Origin of the sequence: Blautia obeum ATCC 29174 (genome assembly GCF_025147765.1) — a bacterium.
In the GTDB taxonomy this organism is placed as follows: domain Bacteria; phylum Bacillota; class Clostridia; order Lachnospirales; family Lachnospiraceae; genus Blautia_A; species Blautia_A obeum.
The window spans coordinates 178,969-196,349 of record NZ_CP102265.1; the positions used below are offsets into that span (position 1 = coordinate 178,969).

The following is a 17,381-nucleotide window of genomic DNA, read 5'->3' on the forward strand; positions in this document are numbered from 1 at the left end:
TGATTATGGCAAACAGAGAAGAACAATTAAAGCAGATTACAGAGCAGTTGGAACAGGGCGTTGCAGAAATATTCACATCAGAAAAATATACTGAATATCTGAAAACAATGGCAAAGTTCCATAATTACAGTTTCAATAATACTCTGCTGATCGCCATGCAGAAACCGGAAGCGACACTGGTAGCAGGGTACCAGGCATGGCAGAAGAAATTCAACCGGCAGGTAAAAAGAGGGGAAAAGGGCATCCAGATCATTGCCCCGGCTCCGTATAAAGAGAAACAGGAGATTGAAAAAACTGATCCGGAAACAGGAGAGATTGTGATCGGGGAAGATGGACAGCCGGAAACAGAAGTAGTAGAACGTGTCATTACAAGATTCCGGGTTACGACAGTATTTGATGTCAGTCAGACCACAGGAGAACCGATTCCAGAGTTTGAGGTATCGGAACTGGAGGGGGATGTTCTGATCTACCATGATTTTATGGAAGCATTAAAGATGGTTGCTCCGGTTCCTATCCGCTTTATTGAGATTGACGGCGAGGCGAAAGGCTTTTATCAGCTTGTCGATAAATATATCGCTGTCCAACCAGGCATGAGTGAAGCGCAGACTATGAAAACAGCGGTGCATGAAACCGCACATGCAGTATTGCATGATCGTGACCAGATGGAAGCGGAGGGCATCGTAAAAGATCAGCTTACAAGGGAAGTGGAAGCATTATACCCATGTTTTTATAATGTTGATCTTTTAAATTATTTTCCATAAATCCTCACTTTCTTGTAAAAAAGATGAGCATTATCAGATATGCTATTATCAGGTTTTCCCCTCGAATGGGAAGCCGGAAAGGAGCGCATTTGATATGCAAATAAACTATTTAGATGCTATTTCATCAGTTCTCAATATGATGAAACAGCCAGACAGTGCATGTAAAAATATAGACATGCACAGAACCTGTTATACTACACTCTTCAAGTACCTGATGGATAAGGGCATTCCTTTTTCAATGGATGCCGCACTGGACTGGCTTGAGATTAAAAAACGGGAAATTTCCTATGAGACGTGTTCTCAATATAGAAATGCCCTGTTCCGCCTCGAGCATTACCTGCTCTTTGGAGATATCAAAAGTTCTTTCTGCCGCTCAGAAGACAGTTTTTTCTGCCGGAGCGGAATATCGGAATCCTTTTTTCGCCTGACATATGAGCTGGAAGAATACTATGCGACCACACAGAATCCCTGCTATTACCATACGTATTCTGTTGCCATCAAGGAGTTCTTCAGGCTTGCTACTTCCCTGGGAGTTACAGAGCCGGAAGCAATAACCATAGATACTCTTATCGAATACTGGAATACTTACTGCAAATCCTGTAAATCTCTTGCCAGACGTCAGAACGCCGTATGTGCCATGACAGCACTTATGAAATATCTTCACCGCAGAGGTGATGTGCCAGAGTGTTACCAGCGGGTTCTTTTTGGTGAGAACGTTGAAATACTGCTTGAGATGAGACTTTCTAAAATAGGTACCGCATTTCATCCGAGTATACCTCTCGCTCTTAAAGCTGATGAATATCTTGACGCTTTGGACGATTGGAAATACATGGAATCATCAAAAGCTGTTTATCGCAATGATTTCACATGGTATTTCATGTTCCTGGAACTTAACCATCTGGAACACTCGGCAGAAACTGTGACATCATGGATAGATATACTCCCGGATTGCCCGAATCAGATCAAAGCCAGCAGTTCCGGATCAGCTCGTCGTTCACACACTATCAGAATGTTTGAAAAGTATCTCCAGGGCATAATGGAATCCAATATAATCGCTGAGCCGATGCGTGCATCTGATCATCTTCCATCATGGAGCAAAAGCATCCTTGATGGTTTCATAGAAAGCCGCAGGCGGGATGGAATGACCGATAAGACACTTACCATGTGTAGGGCAGCCGGATGCAGTTTCTTCAAATATCTTGAAGATAATGGAATAGATAATCCAGTCTCCATAACACCCGATGTGGTTAAAGCATTTCATAACCATGATGTCCACTCGACCCCGGAAAGTAAAAATGCATATGGAACCAAGCTTCGTCAGCTTCTACGGTACATGGCTGACCAGGATCTGATTTCACCAACACTTTCTTTTGCAGTATCTGCAAGCTGTGCGCCTCATCGCAGCATAGTTGATGTTCTGAGCGATGCTATGGTCGAGAATATATATGAATATCGTGAGAAAGCTTCTACTCCCATGGAGCTCAGGGACACAGCCATGGTCATGCTTGGACTTCGAATGGGTATCAGGGGAGCAGACATCCTAAAGCTTCAGGTAAATGATTTTGACTGGAAAAACAAAACTGTTTCCTTCATTCAGCAGAAAACAAGCAAAGCAATAACGCTTCCAGTCCCAACGGATGTAGGTAATTCAGTATATAAATACATCATGAATGGACGTCCGGAATCGGCTGTCACAGGCAACGGTTATATATTTATCAGCCATCAGGCACCATATATTCCGCTTAAAGTTACAACGGCGTGCCGTGGAGCTTTAAAAAGAATACTTGCTGAATATGGATTTGAATTATCTACTGGTCAGGGCTTTCATATGACACGAAAAACATTTGCCACAAGAATGCTTCGGGCAGACAACAAACTTGACGATATTTCCAATGCTCTCGGACATGCACGTCAGGAAACAGCAGAGGTATATCTTGAACGTGACGAAGATAAAATGAGGCTCTGCCCTCTGGAATTTGGAGGTGTTTTATCATGACATACATTTTTGAGAGCGGTCTGGCACATCATATCGAAGGACTTATACAGCAAAAACGAGCTGATGGATATGCCTATAATTCCGAAGAAAAGCTATTAAAACGCTTTGATACCTTTTGCGTACAGAATTATCCGGAACTGACAACAGTCACCTATGAAATGGCAGCCAAATGGTCAGAAGCCAGACCGGGCGAAGGAGATGCCTATCATAATCGCCGTATGTCGATGGTGAAGGTGCTGAGTGAATATATCCTTTCCCTTGGTCAGGAAGCATACATTCCTAATTTTTTCTGCAAGGCTTACCGTCCGGTTCTTTACATTCCATCAAAAGAGGAAGTTAAGGAACTGCTACAGAAAATGGATATCCGCACGTCTCATAATTCAGAGCAATTTAGACTCGATAGAGAATGCAAGATTCTTTTTCTCCTATATTTTTGCTGCGGTCTGCGTCTGTCAGAAGGGCGATTGCTAAAATGGGAGCACATAGACCTGGATAAAGGAATCCTTACTGTCCTTGGCTCAAAGGGTAACAAAGATCGCCTTGTATATCTTCCGCAGGATAGCCTTCCGGTACTTAAAAACTATAAAGAACGTCAGGAAATGCTTTTCCCCGGAATTGACTGGGCTTTTCCGGGAAAAGATCCACATAAGCCTGTTTCGTGCTCTGGAGTAGAATCGAGTTTTAACCGCCATTGGGCCATGCTTCCGGTTGCCAGGACAGTTGATAAACATCCGACACCCCACTGTTTACGCCATGCTTTTGTAGTAGAGAGATTTAATGAGTGGATGCATCAGGGAATTGATACAAACACTATGCTCCCATATTTAAGCAGATACCTTGGACACAAAAGTCCTGATGAAACGTATTATTACTATCATCTTGTAGAAAAGGCATTTGATACTATCCGAGAGAAAGATTCAGTGTCTGGAAAGGTCATTCCGGAGGTGATTCCCTATGAAGAATAAATCAGCAAAGATATCGACTGACCAGCTGTTCTTTTCTCACACATGGAACTTTCTAAATGTTTATTTGGTAAAGCAGGTCGGACGCAGTCAGGCTACAGCAGAATCCTACAGAGATTCCCTTACAATATTTAAAAACTACCTTGTAGGTGAATTAGGTAAATCCATAAGCACCTTTCAGTTTTCTGATTGTACCAAAGAATGTATTTATAATTTCAGAGAATATCTGCTTGCAAATGGCAGCCAGCCATCAACTGTAAATGTAAGAGTCGCGGCTATCCGTGCCTATCTGAACTATGCCTCGGATATGGACATATCAGTCCAGTCAGTTGCCCTGGCGATCAGTCAGATCTCACCATGCAAAACCATTAAAAAGGAAAAACCTATTTTGTCCGATGATGCACTTGCTGCAATACTGTCTGCACCGCCGAATACGAAATTCGGTGTACGAGACCGTGCTATTTTGATTCTTCTCTACGATACAGCTGTAAGAATCAGTGAGCTGCTTAATATTCGCCTATGTGATATCGCAATGGAATCAAAATATCCAAATATTTTCATAACCGGCAAAGGTAATAAAGAAAGAACCATACAATTAACAGCTAAAGCAGTCGAACACCTTAGGGAATATATACGTGTATATCACAGTAATTCTTCCAAAGAAGCATACTTATTTTCCACAACAATAAAAGGTGTAACAGACAGGATGTCCGTTGGAAATGTCCAGCGGATTATAAAAAAATATGCAGCTCTGGTCAGTGAAAAAGGGGTTAGTCTTCCGGATTCGGTTCACTGTCACATGTTCCGCCGAACCAGAGCCACAAATCTTTATCAGGATGGAATCGCCATTGAGCTGGTTTCTACAGTGTTAGGACATGCCAGAACTGATACAACCAAAAGCTACTATGCAAAGCCATCTGTTGAACAGCTTAGAGACGCAATGGAATCTGTTCCAACACCTGTATCTGATGAAGCACCAATGTGGGAGGGTAACGAAGATGAAATGGCAAGACTTTGTGGATTGCGCTAACGAATAATGCACATCTTTTAGTAGAAAAACGTCTTATTTCTCAGCATTCTTTAAAATGATTAACATTTTGGAATGCTGAGTATAATGCTTCAAATGTTAATGTTTCCATTTGAAGCAGAAAGTGTTGCCTATGTGGTATGTAACCATTTTGGACTGGACACATCAGAGTATTCTTTTTCCTATATTGCAAGCTGGTCTTCCGGTAAAAATATGAAAGAGCTTCGTGCTTCTATGGACACCATCCGTAAGACTTCTGCTGATATGATCGGACAGATTGAGGAAAAGCTCAGAGAACTTCAGATAGAAAGACCAGAGCAGGAAGCAGCCGTTGTGGAGCAGACAGAAGAAATGAGTGCCATGCAGTATGCAGAACAGACCATTAACCGTCTGGAGCAGGAACGGACGATTTTCAACAATGACCAGAGAAATCTTATCGTGAATTTTGCTTATAAACTGGATGATAGGGAAGCGACGGAAAAACTGGCAGAGAATCTTTCAGAATCTATTCTGAATGGAAATAGAGAAACGGTACTAAAACTGATTGGAGAAGCTGAGGAACAGATTGACAGTCTGCCGGATTCGATGATCGGTTTATCAGAACTGCACGAAGCCGGATTTTATTCAGAAAGTATGCTTCCACTTACCAGGGAACGGGCAGTGGAATTGCACCATGAGGGAGTAACGGTTTACGGACTGACCGGAGCAGTGGGTGGTCAGGAGCAGTCGCAAAGAGTTATGAATCTGGAACTGGATATTTTACAGCATGACGGGTTATTCGGAGTGACAAAATTTGAATGGGACAATTACCGGAGAAGTCAGGAAACGGTTATGACACCGGAAGAAAAAGCAAAGATCAAAGAAACACTTCTTTTAGAAAGTGATGGAAACCGCTATGGAATTTACCAGATCAACAGCGGACAGGAAGAAAGAGGGTATCAATTTTTAAGCCTGGAAGCGGCAAAAGAAATGGGATTTACCGTAGATGGCAAAGACTATCAGATGGTTTACAGTGAAAGACTGAGAGATGCTACGACACTGGATAACCTCTTTGAGCGTTTTAATATAGAACGACCAAACGATTTTACCGGACATTCCATGTCAGTCAGTGATGTGATCATTATGAACCGGGGCGGCAGATTAACCGCATACTATGTAGATTCTTTTGGATTTACAGAACTGCCGGACTTTGTGGCACAGAGAGCTGAAATGTTAAATGCCAATCCAGTAAAAGCATATCCGGAAGTTTATATGGGAACTTTGGAAAAGGCTATGCAGGAGAGAAATGTAGATGCTTATCTGGATTCCAGAAAACTGAATATCGACTGTAAAAATGCAATCGAACAGGCAATCGCAGAGGGCTTTGACGGTATGCGTTTAAATCCAGATACTGCAGTAAGCGTGGTTGAGAAATACGGGGAAGAACGGGTTGCCTTTGTTCTTGCAAATACATTGAAACAGCTTTCCCATGATGGAAGATTTTCTGATGGCAATAAACGATGGGCAGATGGCATTGATATTCCGGAAAATATCAGCCGGGGAATGGATCTGAACAGGGACTATATTGTGGGCAGTCATCCTGCAGTCCTGAATGGCTTCATTGATATGGCAAGAAAAGAAATCCGTACCTGGAAACTGGAGGAGGTGCTTGGTGTGAAAAATCAGCATATCACTGAAACTACAAGAGGATATGAAGCAGACGGACATACAGGCACTTGGTATGTGATGGATATGAAAACGTATCATGGGGAGCGATTTTTCCAGATGCGGAATGAGGAATACGGTCAGGACGTGGCGGATATTATCGTATCGGAAAATGGAACACTGGTGGCAGAAGACATCTGGCATGGATTTGATGAAGGAGCCAGGGAAGCTATTTCAGAATATCTGGAAGAAAATGGTGCAACGGTATATGACCTGATGGATATTCCAGAACAGGCAACAGTTATCTTAGCAGACGGAACAGTTATGAAAATCATGGAACAGCAGCCAATCAGTACGGACACATGGGAGCCGACACTGACCGGACAGAATCTGCAGGGGGAAGAACAGAAATTCAGTTTTTTCGAGATACATAAAGTCAGAGAAAATAATGGCATTGACCTGAAAATGCCAGAAAATCATTATATTGACCAATATTATGTGATCGAAGATCTGGCAGCAAAAGGTGGGATGAAGATTAAGCGATATAAGGATTTGGGAGCTGCCCTTGGAGCATATTACTCTCTGCCTAACCATAAAATGAAAGCTCTTGGGATTGAGAATACAGCACCGCTGCGAGGCAGTCTTGATTTTATCCAGTGTAAGAATGGAATAGATACTCTGATCTATGATTGTCAGGGAGAAGAAGGCTGGCTGAATCCGCAAATATACAATACCTTTAAGGATATACGAAATAGTCTGGTAGGGCATGATACAGAGATAGCATACCAGATTGGAGAGCAGTATTTTACAATCCAGACAGTAGAAGATGGTTATGATTATACATTCTATGATAAGGACTATCTTGAACTGGATGGTGGTGTCTACGATAATCCGGATATTTCTATTTCAGAAGCAATGGAGAACATTTTAGAGGAAGAAGGATTGCTCCTAGAAGATGCAAATGTGATGGATTATGAAGAACTGTATGCAGAAATTGAATATGCAGAAGAAGAGAGAATGGAGAAGATACAGTTTGAACGTAATTGTCCAAAGGCTTTTTTTGATGGTTATGACAGGGAAGCGGCATTAAAAAATTATGAGGGAATAACCGTACAATTTAAAATGTCTGGTATGTATTTAACAGTGCAACCGACTGAGGAAGGCTATAAATACCTGGTGTATGATCAGAAACTTCATGAAATTTCAGGAGATGCCTGTGGAAATCCAGAAGATTCTATTCAGAAAGCAATGTATGCCAGCCTGAAAAATGAAGGTTTGGAAGATGTTGAATGTGTAAAAGTTGATGACAGGGAGTTTCGGGATAAGGTAATCAGTCATTCTAAAGAAGTGCTGGCTAGTGGAGATGTTCGATTCACTTCGGAACTTGGCAGATGTGAAACAGCATTGAATGGAATGGGCAGGGCAGAAATTGAATATGAAGTTTTATTTCATGCAAGAGCTGTTCTGGAAGAAATGGGACTGGAAAATGAAGTTACATTAATTGGGGCGAGAATACATGGTTCCAGAAGCAGAGATGACCTGTATCGTGCAGATTCTGATCTTGATGTGGTGCTTTCTTATCGGGGAAATATTCGGGAGGATAGTTTTTTTAACGAATTGAATTCCTATGGTATGGCAATAGCAGGCATTAAAATAGACATTAACCCAATCTCAGAAGAAAGGATTACCCTAGCAGAATATATAAAGGAATCCGAAGCCTATCTTGATCAGCAGGAAATCAAGAAACTCGCAGTGGACTTGGATAATTTTAGTTATGAGTATGATACTTATGAATATAAAGATAGTGTTGAAAATAGGGAAGAACAGGTCGAGAAAATTACAGAGGATATTTTGAACAAGGATACAGCAGGTTTAAAAGACTGGCTGACTGAGGTGTCGGAAGAATCGGATATAGACAGTGATGTAGTCACTGCCCGGTCATTACTGTCACGTCTGGAAAATGCAGAAACACTCTCTGTTTTTACCAGGCAGCCAGAGCAGAAACAGCCAGAAGCCACGATCACTTTTTATGTTGCGGAGTGTATGGAATTTCCTGTTATGGGTGAGTATCATGAGAACCTTACCCTGGAAGAAGCATTACGCATTTATGAAACGATTCCTGCAGATCGCATGAATGGAATAAAAGGTGTTGGATTTGAACTGCATGATGGAAGTGATTATGACGGACCGTATGATCTTATGCGACTGGGAAAAGTTGACCGGGAAGATGTGGATATGATTCAGCATTATAAGGAAAGTCCATTAGTACAAAAAGCAATGGATGATGTGGAAAAATATTTTGCCCAAAAGCAGGAGCTTACGAAAATAGAGGAGAAGCCTATACAAAAAGAAAACGTTCCGCAACCAAAGAGCAGAAAAGAATCCGTTCTTCAGGCACTCAGAGAGCGTCAGGCGAAAATAAAAGAGCAGGAGCAGAATACGTCGAAAGAAAAATCCAAGGCACATAAGAAGGGAGATGTAACATTATGATGGTAAGGTTTGAGGAAGATGAATATATAGCAGTCGCAATTTTTGATGCAGGAAACCGGATTCAGACAATGGAAGCGATGGATGAGATTTTTTCCTATCTGGACGAAGATATGAAACTGCTGATTTTTACAACGATTCAGAAGCTCTACTATCTTAGCGATGAGGGATATGAAGAACTGCAGAAAACGGTAGAAATCTATAAAGCAGATCTGGAGGTGGATGGAGAATGAGTGCAAGTCAGTTTGCAGTTTATCAGCTAAAAAAGAAACCGGAATTGAGAAATCTTCTTTTCCGAACCTATGAGGAACTTGCAAAGGATCAGATTCCTGTGCAGATGGAAAATTATGAACAGGTGTATCTGGGAACAATGAAGCTGGGAGAAACACCGGAGCAGATAAAAAAGGAGCTGGAGAAGAAACAGCCGCACAATTATAAAGGTCATGCAGTCAGTACCAGTGATGTGCTGATCCTGAATGATGAGGGGGTCATGACCACTTACTATGTAAACAAAGACACTTTTATAGAGATTTCTGATTTTATGAAAGTCATATCTTCAGAAAGCGGTGGACTTACCAAAGATACAGTTGGATATGAAATAGAGGGAAAAGACGGAACATGGGAAGTAATAGATTATCTGTTGATAGAGGGAAAAAATTATTTTCTTATGGAGCATGAACAATATGGGAAAGATGTTGCGTATGTAGTCTTAGATCAGAACGGGAATGTGCTTGTAGACGGTACTTACAATGGATTTGATGATGTAGTAAAACAGAAGATTCTTGATTCGCTTCATCCGCCAGTGCAGGAGCAGACAGAAGACTATAAACCGAAACTGGATAACTGGCAGAAGTATATGGAGAATGGAGAATACCTGCGAAGTGCGGAAATCACAGAGGAAGCAAATTATAATATGATTGACGGACTTAAGAATAATGCTGCACCAAAAGATAAAAAGAACCGTCAAAAAGAATCTGTCCTTACAAAACTGAATGAGAAAAAGGAAGAAGTTGCAAGACGAAGTGGGCAGAAAACTATGCGGGAAGTGATGGGACAAGACATAGAACATAGTAAAAAGTGAAAAAACCAAAAAGCAATAGTTAATTGCGGAAATGTAAAGTCTTATTGCTTGCTCTAATTGCGGAGCAACAGTATAATATAATCAAATAAAAGGAAGGAGGGGCGACTCATGAATAGATCAAAAGATAGTAATCAAAATATTGCAAAGACGATTCTTAAGATAAGGCAGGATAATAAGCTTTCTCAGGAACAATTTGCTGAAATAGTAGGGGTGACAAGACAGGCAGTGTCAAGGTGGGAAATGGGAATTTCTGCACCTAATATTAATACTCTTATTTTAATGAGTGAGAAATTTAATATTCAAGTTGACGAAATGTTAAAATCAAGAGACGTTGATGAAAAAAATGATAATAAAACGACTCCCCCTAAAAAGAATAAAAATTATAGCATTACATTTTTACTTATTGGTATTTTGGGATTAATAAGTACTCCTTTCTTTGCGGAATGGCAACAGAAAAGAAATATGGAACTTTTTAAAACAGCTTATGAGCATTCATATGACTACATTTTTGAATACCCACTATCCATCATTCTAATATTGGCATTGATGTTCATAGGTTTAGGCACATATTTTACTTTAAAGAAAAAAAGGAGGCGATTGGATGAAAAAAATGATTAGTTTTTTAACAGTGCTTGTACTTAGCATAGTGACAATGTTACCAGTAAAAGTAATGGCTGCAGAATATCCGCATAGAAATAGTGAAGTAAAACATGTAAACTTGTTATCTGATAAAACAGAGTATGAAATACAGCCACGAACAGATGGATATTATTACTGGAAAGTTGACAGTAAAACAAATCAGGGAACAACTTATGGTTCATGGAGATTGGGACCACAGGGGGCTGGGCCTGGTACAGTTACTGTAAATAAAACAGATACAGTGACGAACACAATTAGTGGTTCATATACCAGTACAGGTGATATATCTGCTTCTTTAGGAGTAACGATTGGAAAGAGTCAGTCATATTCTGTGCAGTATAGTTTGCCTGTTCCTAGTGGAAAAACCTATCAGATTAAGTATAGGCCGCTGTATACAAAGTATAAGGTTGTTCAGAGACAGTATTACAAAATTGATGGTTATTCCTCTGCAACCAATAATACAAAAACCTGCTATGTAAATGTTTTCTATGACTGGGGATTTAGCTATAATGTGCTTTGATATAAGTGAAAAGTAGTTTAGAATAATGATGATGGATAGTTTGAGGAAAAGATGGCGTTATGCGCCATCTTTTCCTGGCTTGGTGAGATAGTCATATTCTTTCGGAAAGGTAATGGTATCCCAGTCGATTTTTTTGGCCTTATAAACTAATTCCTGATAAGGGGAAGTTGAATTTTTTCGACGATATGTAGCGATTACCTGCTGTGAAATTTTAGTAACTGTGCGAATATCTGTATTCAGTACTGTATTTGGCACATATTCAGCACGATGAGTTTTTACAAAGCCAAGGCAGGCTTTTACGCCACCAGTTAATTTTTCTGTATATAATTTTGGATTGCATCCGTTAAAATCTCCAACCATTTTAGCTGATATATTTTTAAGCATAAGTTGTGGAAGAATTTCAAGTTTTAACTGAGTAGTTCCATCAGATGCGAAGGAAAAATCTTCAGGACTTAATTTATGGTTTAAACAGCGCTTGTAAAAATCAGTAGCAGTAGTGCCATCAATTAATTTAATGCCTGTAAGGTGAAGAAAATTATATGGATAAAAACTTACTTCCAGAGAAGAAATATGTTTATGCTTGTCTTTTAAAATAAATAAGAGCTGATAGCCATTGAGATTTTCTTCGTATTTGGCAGCACAATCTATAATGATAGAAATGGCCTGCTGTTTGTTGTATTTTGTCATATTATGACCTCTGCAATATGTATAAAATATTTAAAGGGAGATTACAATACCGTAGCATTGTGCATCTCCCTTATAGACTGATTTTTCTGTTGTCCGCCAACACTCCAGCCCATATGTCTGGCTTTGCTTTCAGGTTTTTCTGTTGCCTGCCAACTCTCCGATTCATGTTCGGCTTTCGTTTCGGATTTTAGGTGTCAGCCACACCAACAGGATGTCGCCTGTTTTCCTATTCATAGTATATGCGAAAAAATGAATTTAGTCAACGGAGAAAGTGAAAAATAATTTGGAACAATAATTTGGAAAATTTTTTATCGAGATTTTTAACGGAAACAAGAATGTTCTTGTGACGTTTCGTGCAGAGATTCCTGTATATGTGGGTGATTAAGAATGATATCCACATTGGAGCATACTGTACGAAGTTCACGTTCATATTCACGCCGGGAGTTAAATTCATCTCGCTGTACTGTCTGCAATTCTGTTAAACGACTCTTTTCCTCACGCAACATTTTCAGAGTAGGGAGTTTTTTGCCCTGTGCTTTTTCTTTGAGTACTCGGAGAGCAGACTCATAAAGGGTGAGTTCTGCCCGGTGATCTTCATAAAATTTTTCTTTATTTCGACTTTTTCGGTAATCGAAATAGATGGATTTATTGGCAAGGTACTGTCCGGTGTAATGAATCTGTTCATTTATACTTTTTAAAGAGTCATCTGTGGATTTCAGAGTATTTTTGGCATCAGTGCTTTGGGCGGAGGCATTGGAAAGGGCAGTATCTAAATCTTCCTTGCTCTGGAAACCATGTTCCTGTACATAGGCAACTGTCTGAGCCATCATCTTAAGATTAGACAGCTTTACTTTTTGTGCGTATGCCTGACTTTGCTGTGCCTTGATACAGTGCTGTAAATCTGTTACAAGTCGTAAATCAGATTTTATAAAAAGGAAAGAGTGTGTAGTTTCGTCAGTTTGGATAGAAGCTGACGATTTTGACTTTTCTGAAAAATCTGTAACTGGTCTGTCAGTAGAATGTGATTTTTCTGCGTGTTGCCTGCTGGAGTTATCCTGGAATACCTGCAGAAGATGATTTTCTTCATAAAGCGTTCCAAGATTTCTTCCGGTGATGTATTTTTGACGATTAGGATGCAGGTAGCTGTATCTGCCACGACTGACTTTAAATGTAATATTATATCTATCAGACAGCAATCTGGAAAATTCTTCTTGTGATGTTGCCTGTGAAGAAACCGTATCAATCGCATCACGAAGGTATTGCTTTTCCGTTTGAAATGTTGTCTGTCTTGGAGTAAGTCCTTTCTTTTTCAGTTCTGTATTGTGTTCATCGAGATTTTTTTGACCTCTGCGTTTTGCCCAGTATTCTTTTTCGGATATTTTTCTTTCCGCAGATGTCAGAAGATCTACTTGGTTTAGTCCATTGGAATGACACATATCCATAACTTTTTGTTTTAAGTAAATTCGGTATCTGTCAGAAAGATGATGTTTGTATCCAGATTTTGAATCCCGGTCAAATTCTATATAGGGCTGTGGCTCGGTATCATACTTTCGCACACTGTTGATTACAATATGTACATGAATATTTCCACTGCCATTATGTCCATCAGTGTGGGTGCAGACAAGAGCTTGGTGCCCGGGAAAATTCTCTCTGGCATATTCCACGCCAAGTTTCTGTGCCTGCTCTCCGGTCAGACCATGTTCTTCCTGATCTTTAGGATCAAAGCTGATGATGTAGTGATGCGACTTAATCTCATTAAAAGATTGATTTTTATGAAAGAAAGCGTTAGTTTCCCGACATTCCGCATCAAATGTAAACGGATCACAGTTTATACCATCCAGATAATATTCTTCACGAAGAAGCATATTCCCATTATCATCAAGAATTGGTTTTTGCGTATATTCATCATGTTGGAAAATCAGATAGCGTTCAGCTTCTCCATAGTCGGCATTCTTGCTTGCAATATGTTTCAGGATTGCCATATCAGTTTTCTCCTGTGTTATTTCTATTATTTGCATTGACAGTGGTAAAATCTCCAGCCAGTTTTATTACTTCATATTTTAATTTATAAATTTCAGAAATGCTCTTTTTGATTTCGTTGCGCATTTCCTGAGAATGGAGTCCACCAGTATTAAAGTAACGAGCTATCTGGTTCAGATTGCTACCAATCTTTCCAAATTCAGCAATTAATTTTTTTAACTCCGGTAAATCTGCCACAATTTCATATTTCACAATTACTTTTTTATTTGTTATCTGTTTACGGACATACTCTGCTAACGGGAGACTTGTTGCTTTTGCGTTTTCTGCAATTATTTCATATTCAGTATTGGTGAGACGGAGCATGATATGACGAGTATGCCGTAAGTTTTTATCTTTCTTTGGTCGTGCCATTTTATAGTTCCTTTCAAAATAAAGATATTTCTATATATAAAGCCGATTTAAAAATATCAGGCGGTAACACAATAAAAATATTTATGGATTTTTCGTGATAGATATGATCACGATGCGACTGTTTTTTTACAGGAGCCAAGTCTGCATATTAGTGAAAAATGTATTATCTGAGGGTATGGGGAGCAGAATCCCCATCAAGATTGCCGGAAAATCGAAAGTCACGGAGTGAGTTTTGAGTTACTCAGGCGAAACTTGCTCTGGTATTAATAAAAATTACATGAGTAGTCGTAATAATTACATTGTTAGATAATAAAACCAAAATATATGTATAATCAGAATATAAACAAAAAGAAAGGAGGAAATGCTACATGTTAAATCCAAAATATGAAAGAACAGAAACTGCGGCTTGTGCAGGATGTACAGCAGCTCAGATTTTAGTAGGATTTGCACCAGATATGAATTATCTGACACTTGCATGCATTAGTAATGTTACTGCACTTGCTTACTAAATTCAAAATTTTTACAGAAAATAGCTACCAGTTTTCTGGTAGCTATTTTTGGAAAGGAGGAACATATATGTATCCATTATTAAAATGGAATGTTGTTTTAGTGAAGCAATATGAGAAATCATATATTTATAATTTAAGTAGAAAAGAAAATGGTATTATTGTGTCAAGCCATTTTATGTATGAAATAATTAATAAGGATGCCACATATATATTAGAATTGTGTAATGGTGCAAGAAAAATTGAAGATATCGTGAAAATATTATCTGAAAAAATAAAGCAAAAATCAGAAGATATAGAAACCATAGTGGACGAGTTTTTGCAAGAAAGCGTAAAAAAGGGATATATAGAATTTAGGGAAAAACCAAATATACAAAAAATCAAAGTTTTGGGAGATAGTGAATCATATACTCCTTTTCATGCGGAATTTGAGATTACTAAAAAATGTCCATTAAAATGTTTACATTGTTATAATAACTCGGGAAATAAAAAAGATGACGAATTATCATCAGATGAAATAATAAAAATTATGAGTGATCTGAAACAATCTGGTGTTATAAAGGTAGCATTAACTGGGGGTGAACCAACTGCCAAAAAAGGTTTTACAGATATTTGCAGATATGCATCTGAGAATTTTTTAGCAGTAGCAGTAATGAGTAATGGTTATTTAATAACTGAAAAGATATTGCAAGAAATTTCTGAGTGTAAAAATAATACAGTCTTTCAGATTAGCATAGATGGAAACAAAGAACATCATAATATGATAAGAGGTGTGAAAGACTCGTATGAGAAGGCCTGTAATGCCATTACCCTTTTAAAGAAATATGGATTTAAAGTTGCTATTTCTTCTACATTTAATAAAGATAATATTTGTGATATAGAAGAAATAACACGAACAGTAAAAGAACTGGGAGCTATGCAAATAACATATGGTTTGACTATGGATGTGGGAAGAGCTGCATCAAACGAATTAGCGAATCAATTAAATGTAGAAGAATTTTATAGCATAACATTAAAGATGAAAAAAGAATATAGTTCAATAAATTTTTTTGTTAATGTTTCGGATGAAGTTGGAGGGAAAGCAGAAAATGTTTCTTATAAAAATAATTGTGGATTAGGTTTAAATCAAATTGCAATTCGAGAGAATGGGGATGTTTCTCCATGTGTATGTTTTTTTTATTCAATGGGAAATTTAAAAAAGAATAAGCTTTCACAGATTCTTACAAAAGATGTTGGAAATACAATAAAGGATTTAATGTCACCGAATTTTTATCTATGTCATGAGTGCACAAATGGAAACAGTTGTACACAATGCATTGCTAATGTATATGAGAGTGAATTAACAAAGACGAATTGTAACTGGAGAACAGAAAATGAACGGGTTCTTAAAATATTAAATCAAATATTGAAACCTATACAATGAAATTGAGGAAGGTTTGGATGAAAATAGAAAAAAATTCAACAGAAATAATTCAGGAATATATGGTTTATTACTTGAATGGTGAAAGATTTGCTTCTAGTACGATGCAGGGAGGAAAAAGGGCGTATACTATTGAAAATTACGATAGACGATTATATGTCGAAAATAGTAAAGATATTTTTAGTAAAGAGAAAGAAAATATATTAGATAAATTAGATATAGGGACTCTTATGTATGAAAATTTGGTACATAGTCTAAAAGTGGTAGGAACGGTAAAGAGAGTCCTTATTTCTATGATCTTGCAAAAACATAAATATGTATTTGAAAAAGAAAAAACGGATATGATAAACAATGTCTTTGCAGAAGTAAATGTGACATATATGTTAGATGAAAGAATAATTCCTGTTGTTAGAAGAAGAAAAGTAATAAACGGAAATATTTGTAGTGCTTTGCAAGAAATTGTAAAGAGTATAGTGGAAAAATATAAAAATATTACAAAATTAAAAATTAGAAATCTTCAAACTGCAAAGTATAATGTAATATTATGTCCAGGGCAGGGAGGGGTTTTGATTCATGAAGGTATTGGGCATAATTTAGAAGGCGATATTTATTTTAAAAAAGAAAGTCTTCTAAATAATATGTTAAAGAAAAAGATATTTAATAAACAAATCAATATAAGTGATAGTTGTAATGAAATTGATTATATATATTACAACTTATCGTCGGATGGAAGTGTTACACAAAACGTTGATTTAGTAAAAAATGGAGTTATTAATGGATTGCTTAGTGATATGTATATATCCTCTTGTTATGGCGTTGAGGATACTGGGAACGGTAGGTGTGCAACATTTGAAAATATGGCGTTACCACGTATGCGAAATACATATTTACACAATGGAGAAAAAACAGCAAATGAAATAATCGATAATATGAGAGAGGGGATCATTGCTTTAGAATTAGGTGGCGGGAGTGTAGATATTGTATCAGGTCATTTTGTTTTTAATATTGCATTAGGAGGATATGTAAGAAATGGAGAAATTGTATCAATTTTACCACCATGTTTATTAGAAGGAAATGTTTTGAAAACATTAAATTCAATAAGTGAAATTGGAAATGATTTGGAATTTAAGTTTGCAAAATGTGTTAAAGATGGGCAGGAACTGGATGTATCTTATGGATGTCCAACTATTAAATTAGAAAGTCAACAAATATTTTTTTAAAGTTTTGATATAAGCCTGTAAATAAATCGTAAATGTAAAG

Annotated in this window: 14 protein-coding genes and 1 pseudogene; 12 read left to right on the forward strand and 3 right to left on the reverse strand. The window is 38.0% G+C overall.

Annotated features, from left to right (window positions below):
- Positions 1 to 5: 5 nt before the first annotated feature.
- From NQ503_RS00850 to NQ503_RS00890, 9 genes and pseudogenes are all read left to right on the forward strand, one after another.
- A pseudogene (locus NQ503_RS00850) lies at positions 6 to 713 on the forward strand (ArdC family protein); the annotation flags it as partial.
- Between the two features lie 142 nt (positions 714 to 855).
- Positions 856 to 2,757 carry a tyrosine-type recombinase/integrase gene (locus NQ503_RS00855; RefSeq protein WP_005421650.1) on the forward strand — a complete coding sequence of 634 codons (1,902 nt, stop codon included), beginning with the start codon at positions 856 to 858 and terminating at the stop codon, positions 2,755 to 2,757.
- A complete protein-coding gene (locus NQ503_RS00860) occupies positions 2,754 to 3,722 on the forward strand; it encodes a tyrosine-type recombinase/integrase (protein ID WP_005421651.1) in 969 nt (322 codons plus the stop codon). Before NQ503_RS00855 ends, NQ503_RS00860 begins: the two co-directional genes overlap by 4 nt.
- On the forward strand, positions 3,712 to 4,749 hold the full coding sequence (locus NQ503_RS00865; protein WP_005421652.1) for a tyrosine-type recombinase/integrase: 1,038 nt from the start codon (positions 3,712 to 3,714) through the stop codon (positions 4,747 to 4,749). The genes NQ503_RS00860 and NQ503_RS00865 overlap by 11 nt, the downstream gene beginning before the upstream one ends.
- 84 nt (positions 4,750 to 4,833) lie before the next feature.
- Entirely contained in the window at positions 4,834 to 8,880 is a 4,047-nt protein-coding gene (locus NQ503_RS00870; protein WP_049940343.1) for an LPD16 domain-containing protein, read from the forward strand.
- On the forward strand, positions 8,877 to 9,110 hold the full coding sequence (locus tag NQ503_RS00875; RefSeq protein WP_005421654.1) for a transposon-transfer assisting family protein: 234 nt from the start codon (positions 8,877 to 8,879) through the stop codon (positions 9,108 to 9,110). Before NQ503_RS00870 ends, NQ503_RS00875 begins: the two co-directional genes overlap by 4 nt.
- A complete protein-coding gene (locus tag NQ503_RS00880) occupies positions 9,107 to 9,958 on the forward strand; it encodes a YodL domain-containing protein (RefSeq protein WP_005421655.1) in 852 nt (283 codons plus the stop codon). The genes NQ503_RS00875 and NQ503_RS00880 overlap by 4 nt, the downstream gene beginning before the upstream one ends.
- A 108-nt stretch (positions 9,959 to 10,066) precedes the next feature.
- Positions 10,067 to 10,576, forward strand: a complete 510-nt coding sequence (locus NQ503_RS00885) for a helix-turn-helix domain-containing protein (protein ID WP_118316749.1) — start codon at positions 10,067 to 10,069, stop codon at positions 10,574 to 10,576.
- Positions 10,560 to 11,117 (forward strand): hypothetical protein, encoded by a 558-nt coding sequence (locus tag NQ503_RS00890; RefSeq protein ID WP_138276805.1) that lies wholly within the window; start codon positions 10,560 to 10,562, stop codon positions 11,115 to 11,117. Before NQ503_RS00885 ends, NQ503_RS00890 begins: the two co-directional genes overlap by 17 nt.
- A gap of 57 nt (positions 11,118 to 11,174) precedes the next feature.
- Here the strand turns inward: NQ503_RS00890 and NQ503_RS00895 are convergent, their stop codons facing one another.
- The 3 genes from NQ503_RS00895 to NQ503_RS00905 all read right to left on the reverse strand — a co-directional run bounded on the left by NQ503_RS00895 (position 11,175) and on the right by NQ503_RS00905 (position 14,195).
- Positions 11,175 to 11,804 carry a PBECR4 domain-containing protein gene (locus NQ503_RS00895; protein ID WP_005421657.1) on the reverse strand — a complete coding sequence of 210 codons (630 nt, stop codon included), beginning with the start codon at positions 11,802 to 11,804 and terminating at the stop codon, positions 11,175 to 11,177.
- Between the two features lie 320 nt (positions 11,805 to 12,124).
- Positions 12,125 to 13,786: a relaxase/mobilization nuclease domain-containing protein gene (locus NQ503_RS00900; protein WP_044924582.1), complete on the reverse strand. Its 1,662-nt coding sequence runs from the start codon at positions 13,784 to 13,786 to the stop codon at positions 12,125 to 12,127.
- 1 nt (position 13,787) lies between these two features.
- The gene (locus tag NQ503_RS00905) at positions 13,788 to 14,195 is read right to left on the reverse strand and encodes a plasmid mobilization protein (RefSeq protein ID WP_005421659.1); all 408 of its coding nucleotides are present in this window, start codon (positions 14,193 to 14,195) and stop codon (positions 13,788 to 13,790) included.
- A 368-nt stretch (positions 14,196 to 14,563) separates the two neighbouring features.
- On the opposite strand from NQ503_RS00905, the gene NQ503_RS00910 reads away from it, so the two are divergent.
- From NQ503_RS00910 to NQ503_RS00920, 3 genes are all read left to right on the forward strand, one after another.
- On the forward strand, positions 14,564 to 14,704 hold the full coding sequence (locus NQ503_RS00910; protein WP_005421660.1) for a hypothetical protein: 141 nt from the start codon (positions 14,564 to 14,566) through the stop codon (positions 14,702 to 14,704).
- 67 nt (positions 14,705 to 14,771) lie between these two features.
- Positions 14,772 to 16,124 (forward strand): PqqD family peptide modification chaperone, encoded by a 1,353-nt coding sequence (locus NQ503_RS00915; RefSeq protein ID WP_044924584.1) that lies wholly within the window; start codon positions 14,772 to 14,774, stop codon positions 16,122 to 16,124.
- 17 nt (positions 16,125 to 16,141) lie between these two features.
- On the forward strand, positions 16,142 to 17,341 hold the full coding sequence (locus tag NQ503_RS00920; RefSeq protein WP_044924586.1) for a TldD/PmbA family protein: 1,200 nt from the start codon (positions 16,142 to 16,144) through the stop codon (positions 17,339 to 17,341).
- Positions 17,342 to 17,381 lie beyond the last annotated feature (40 nt).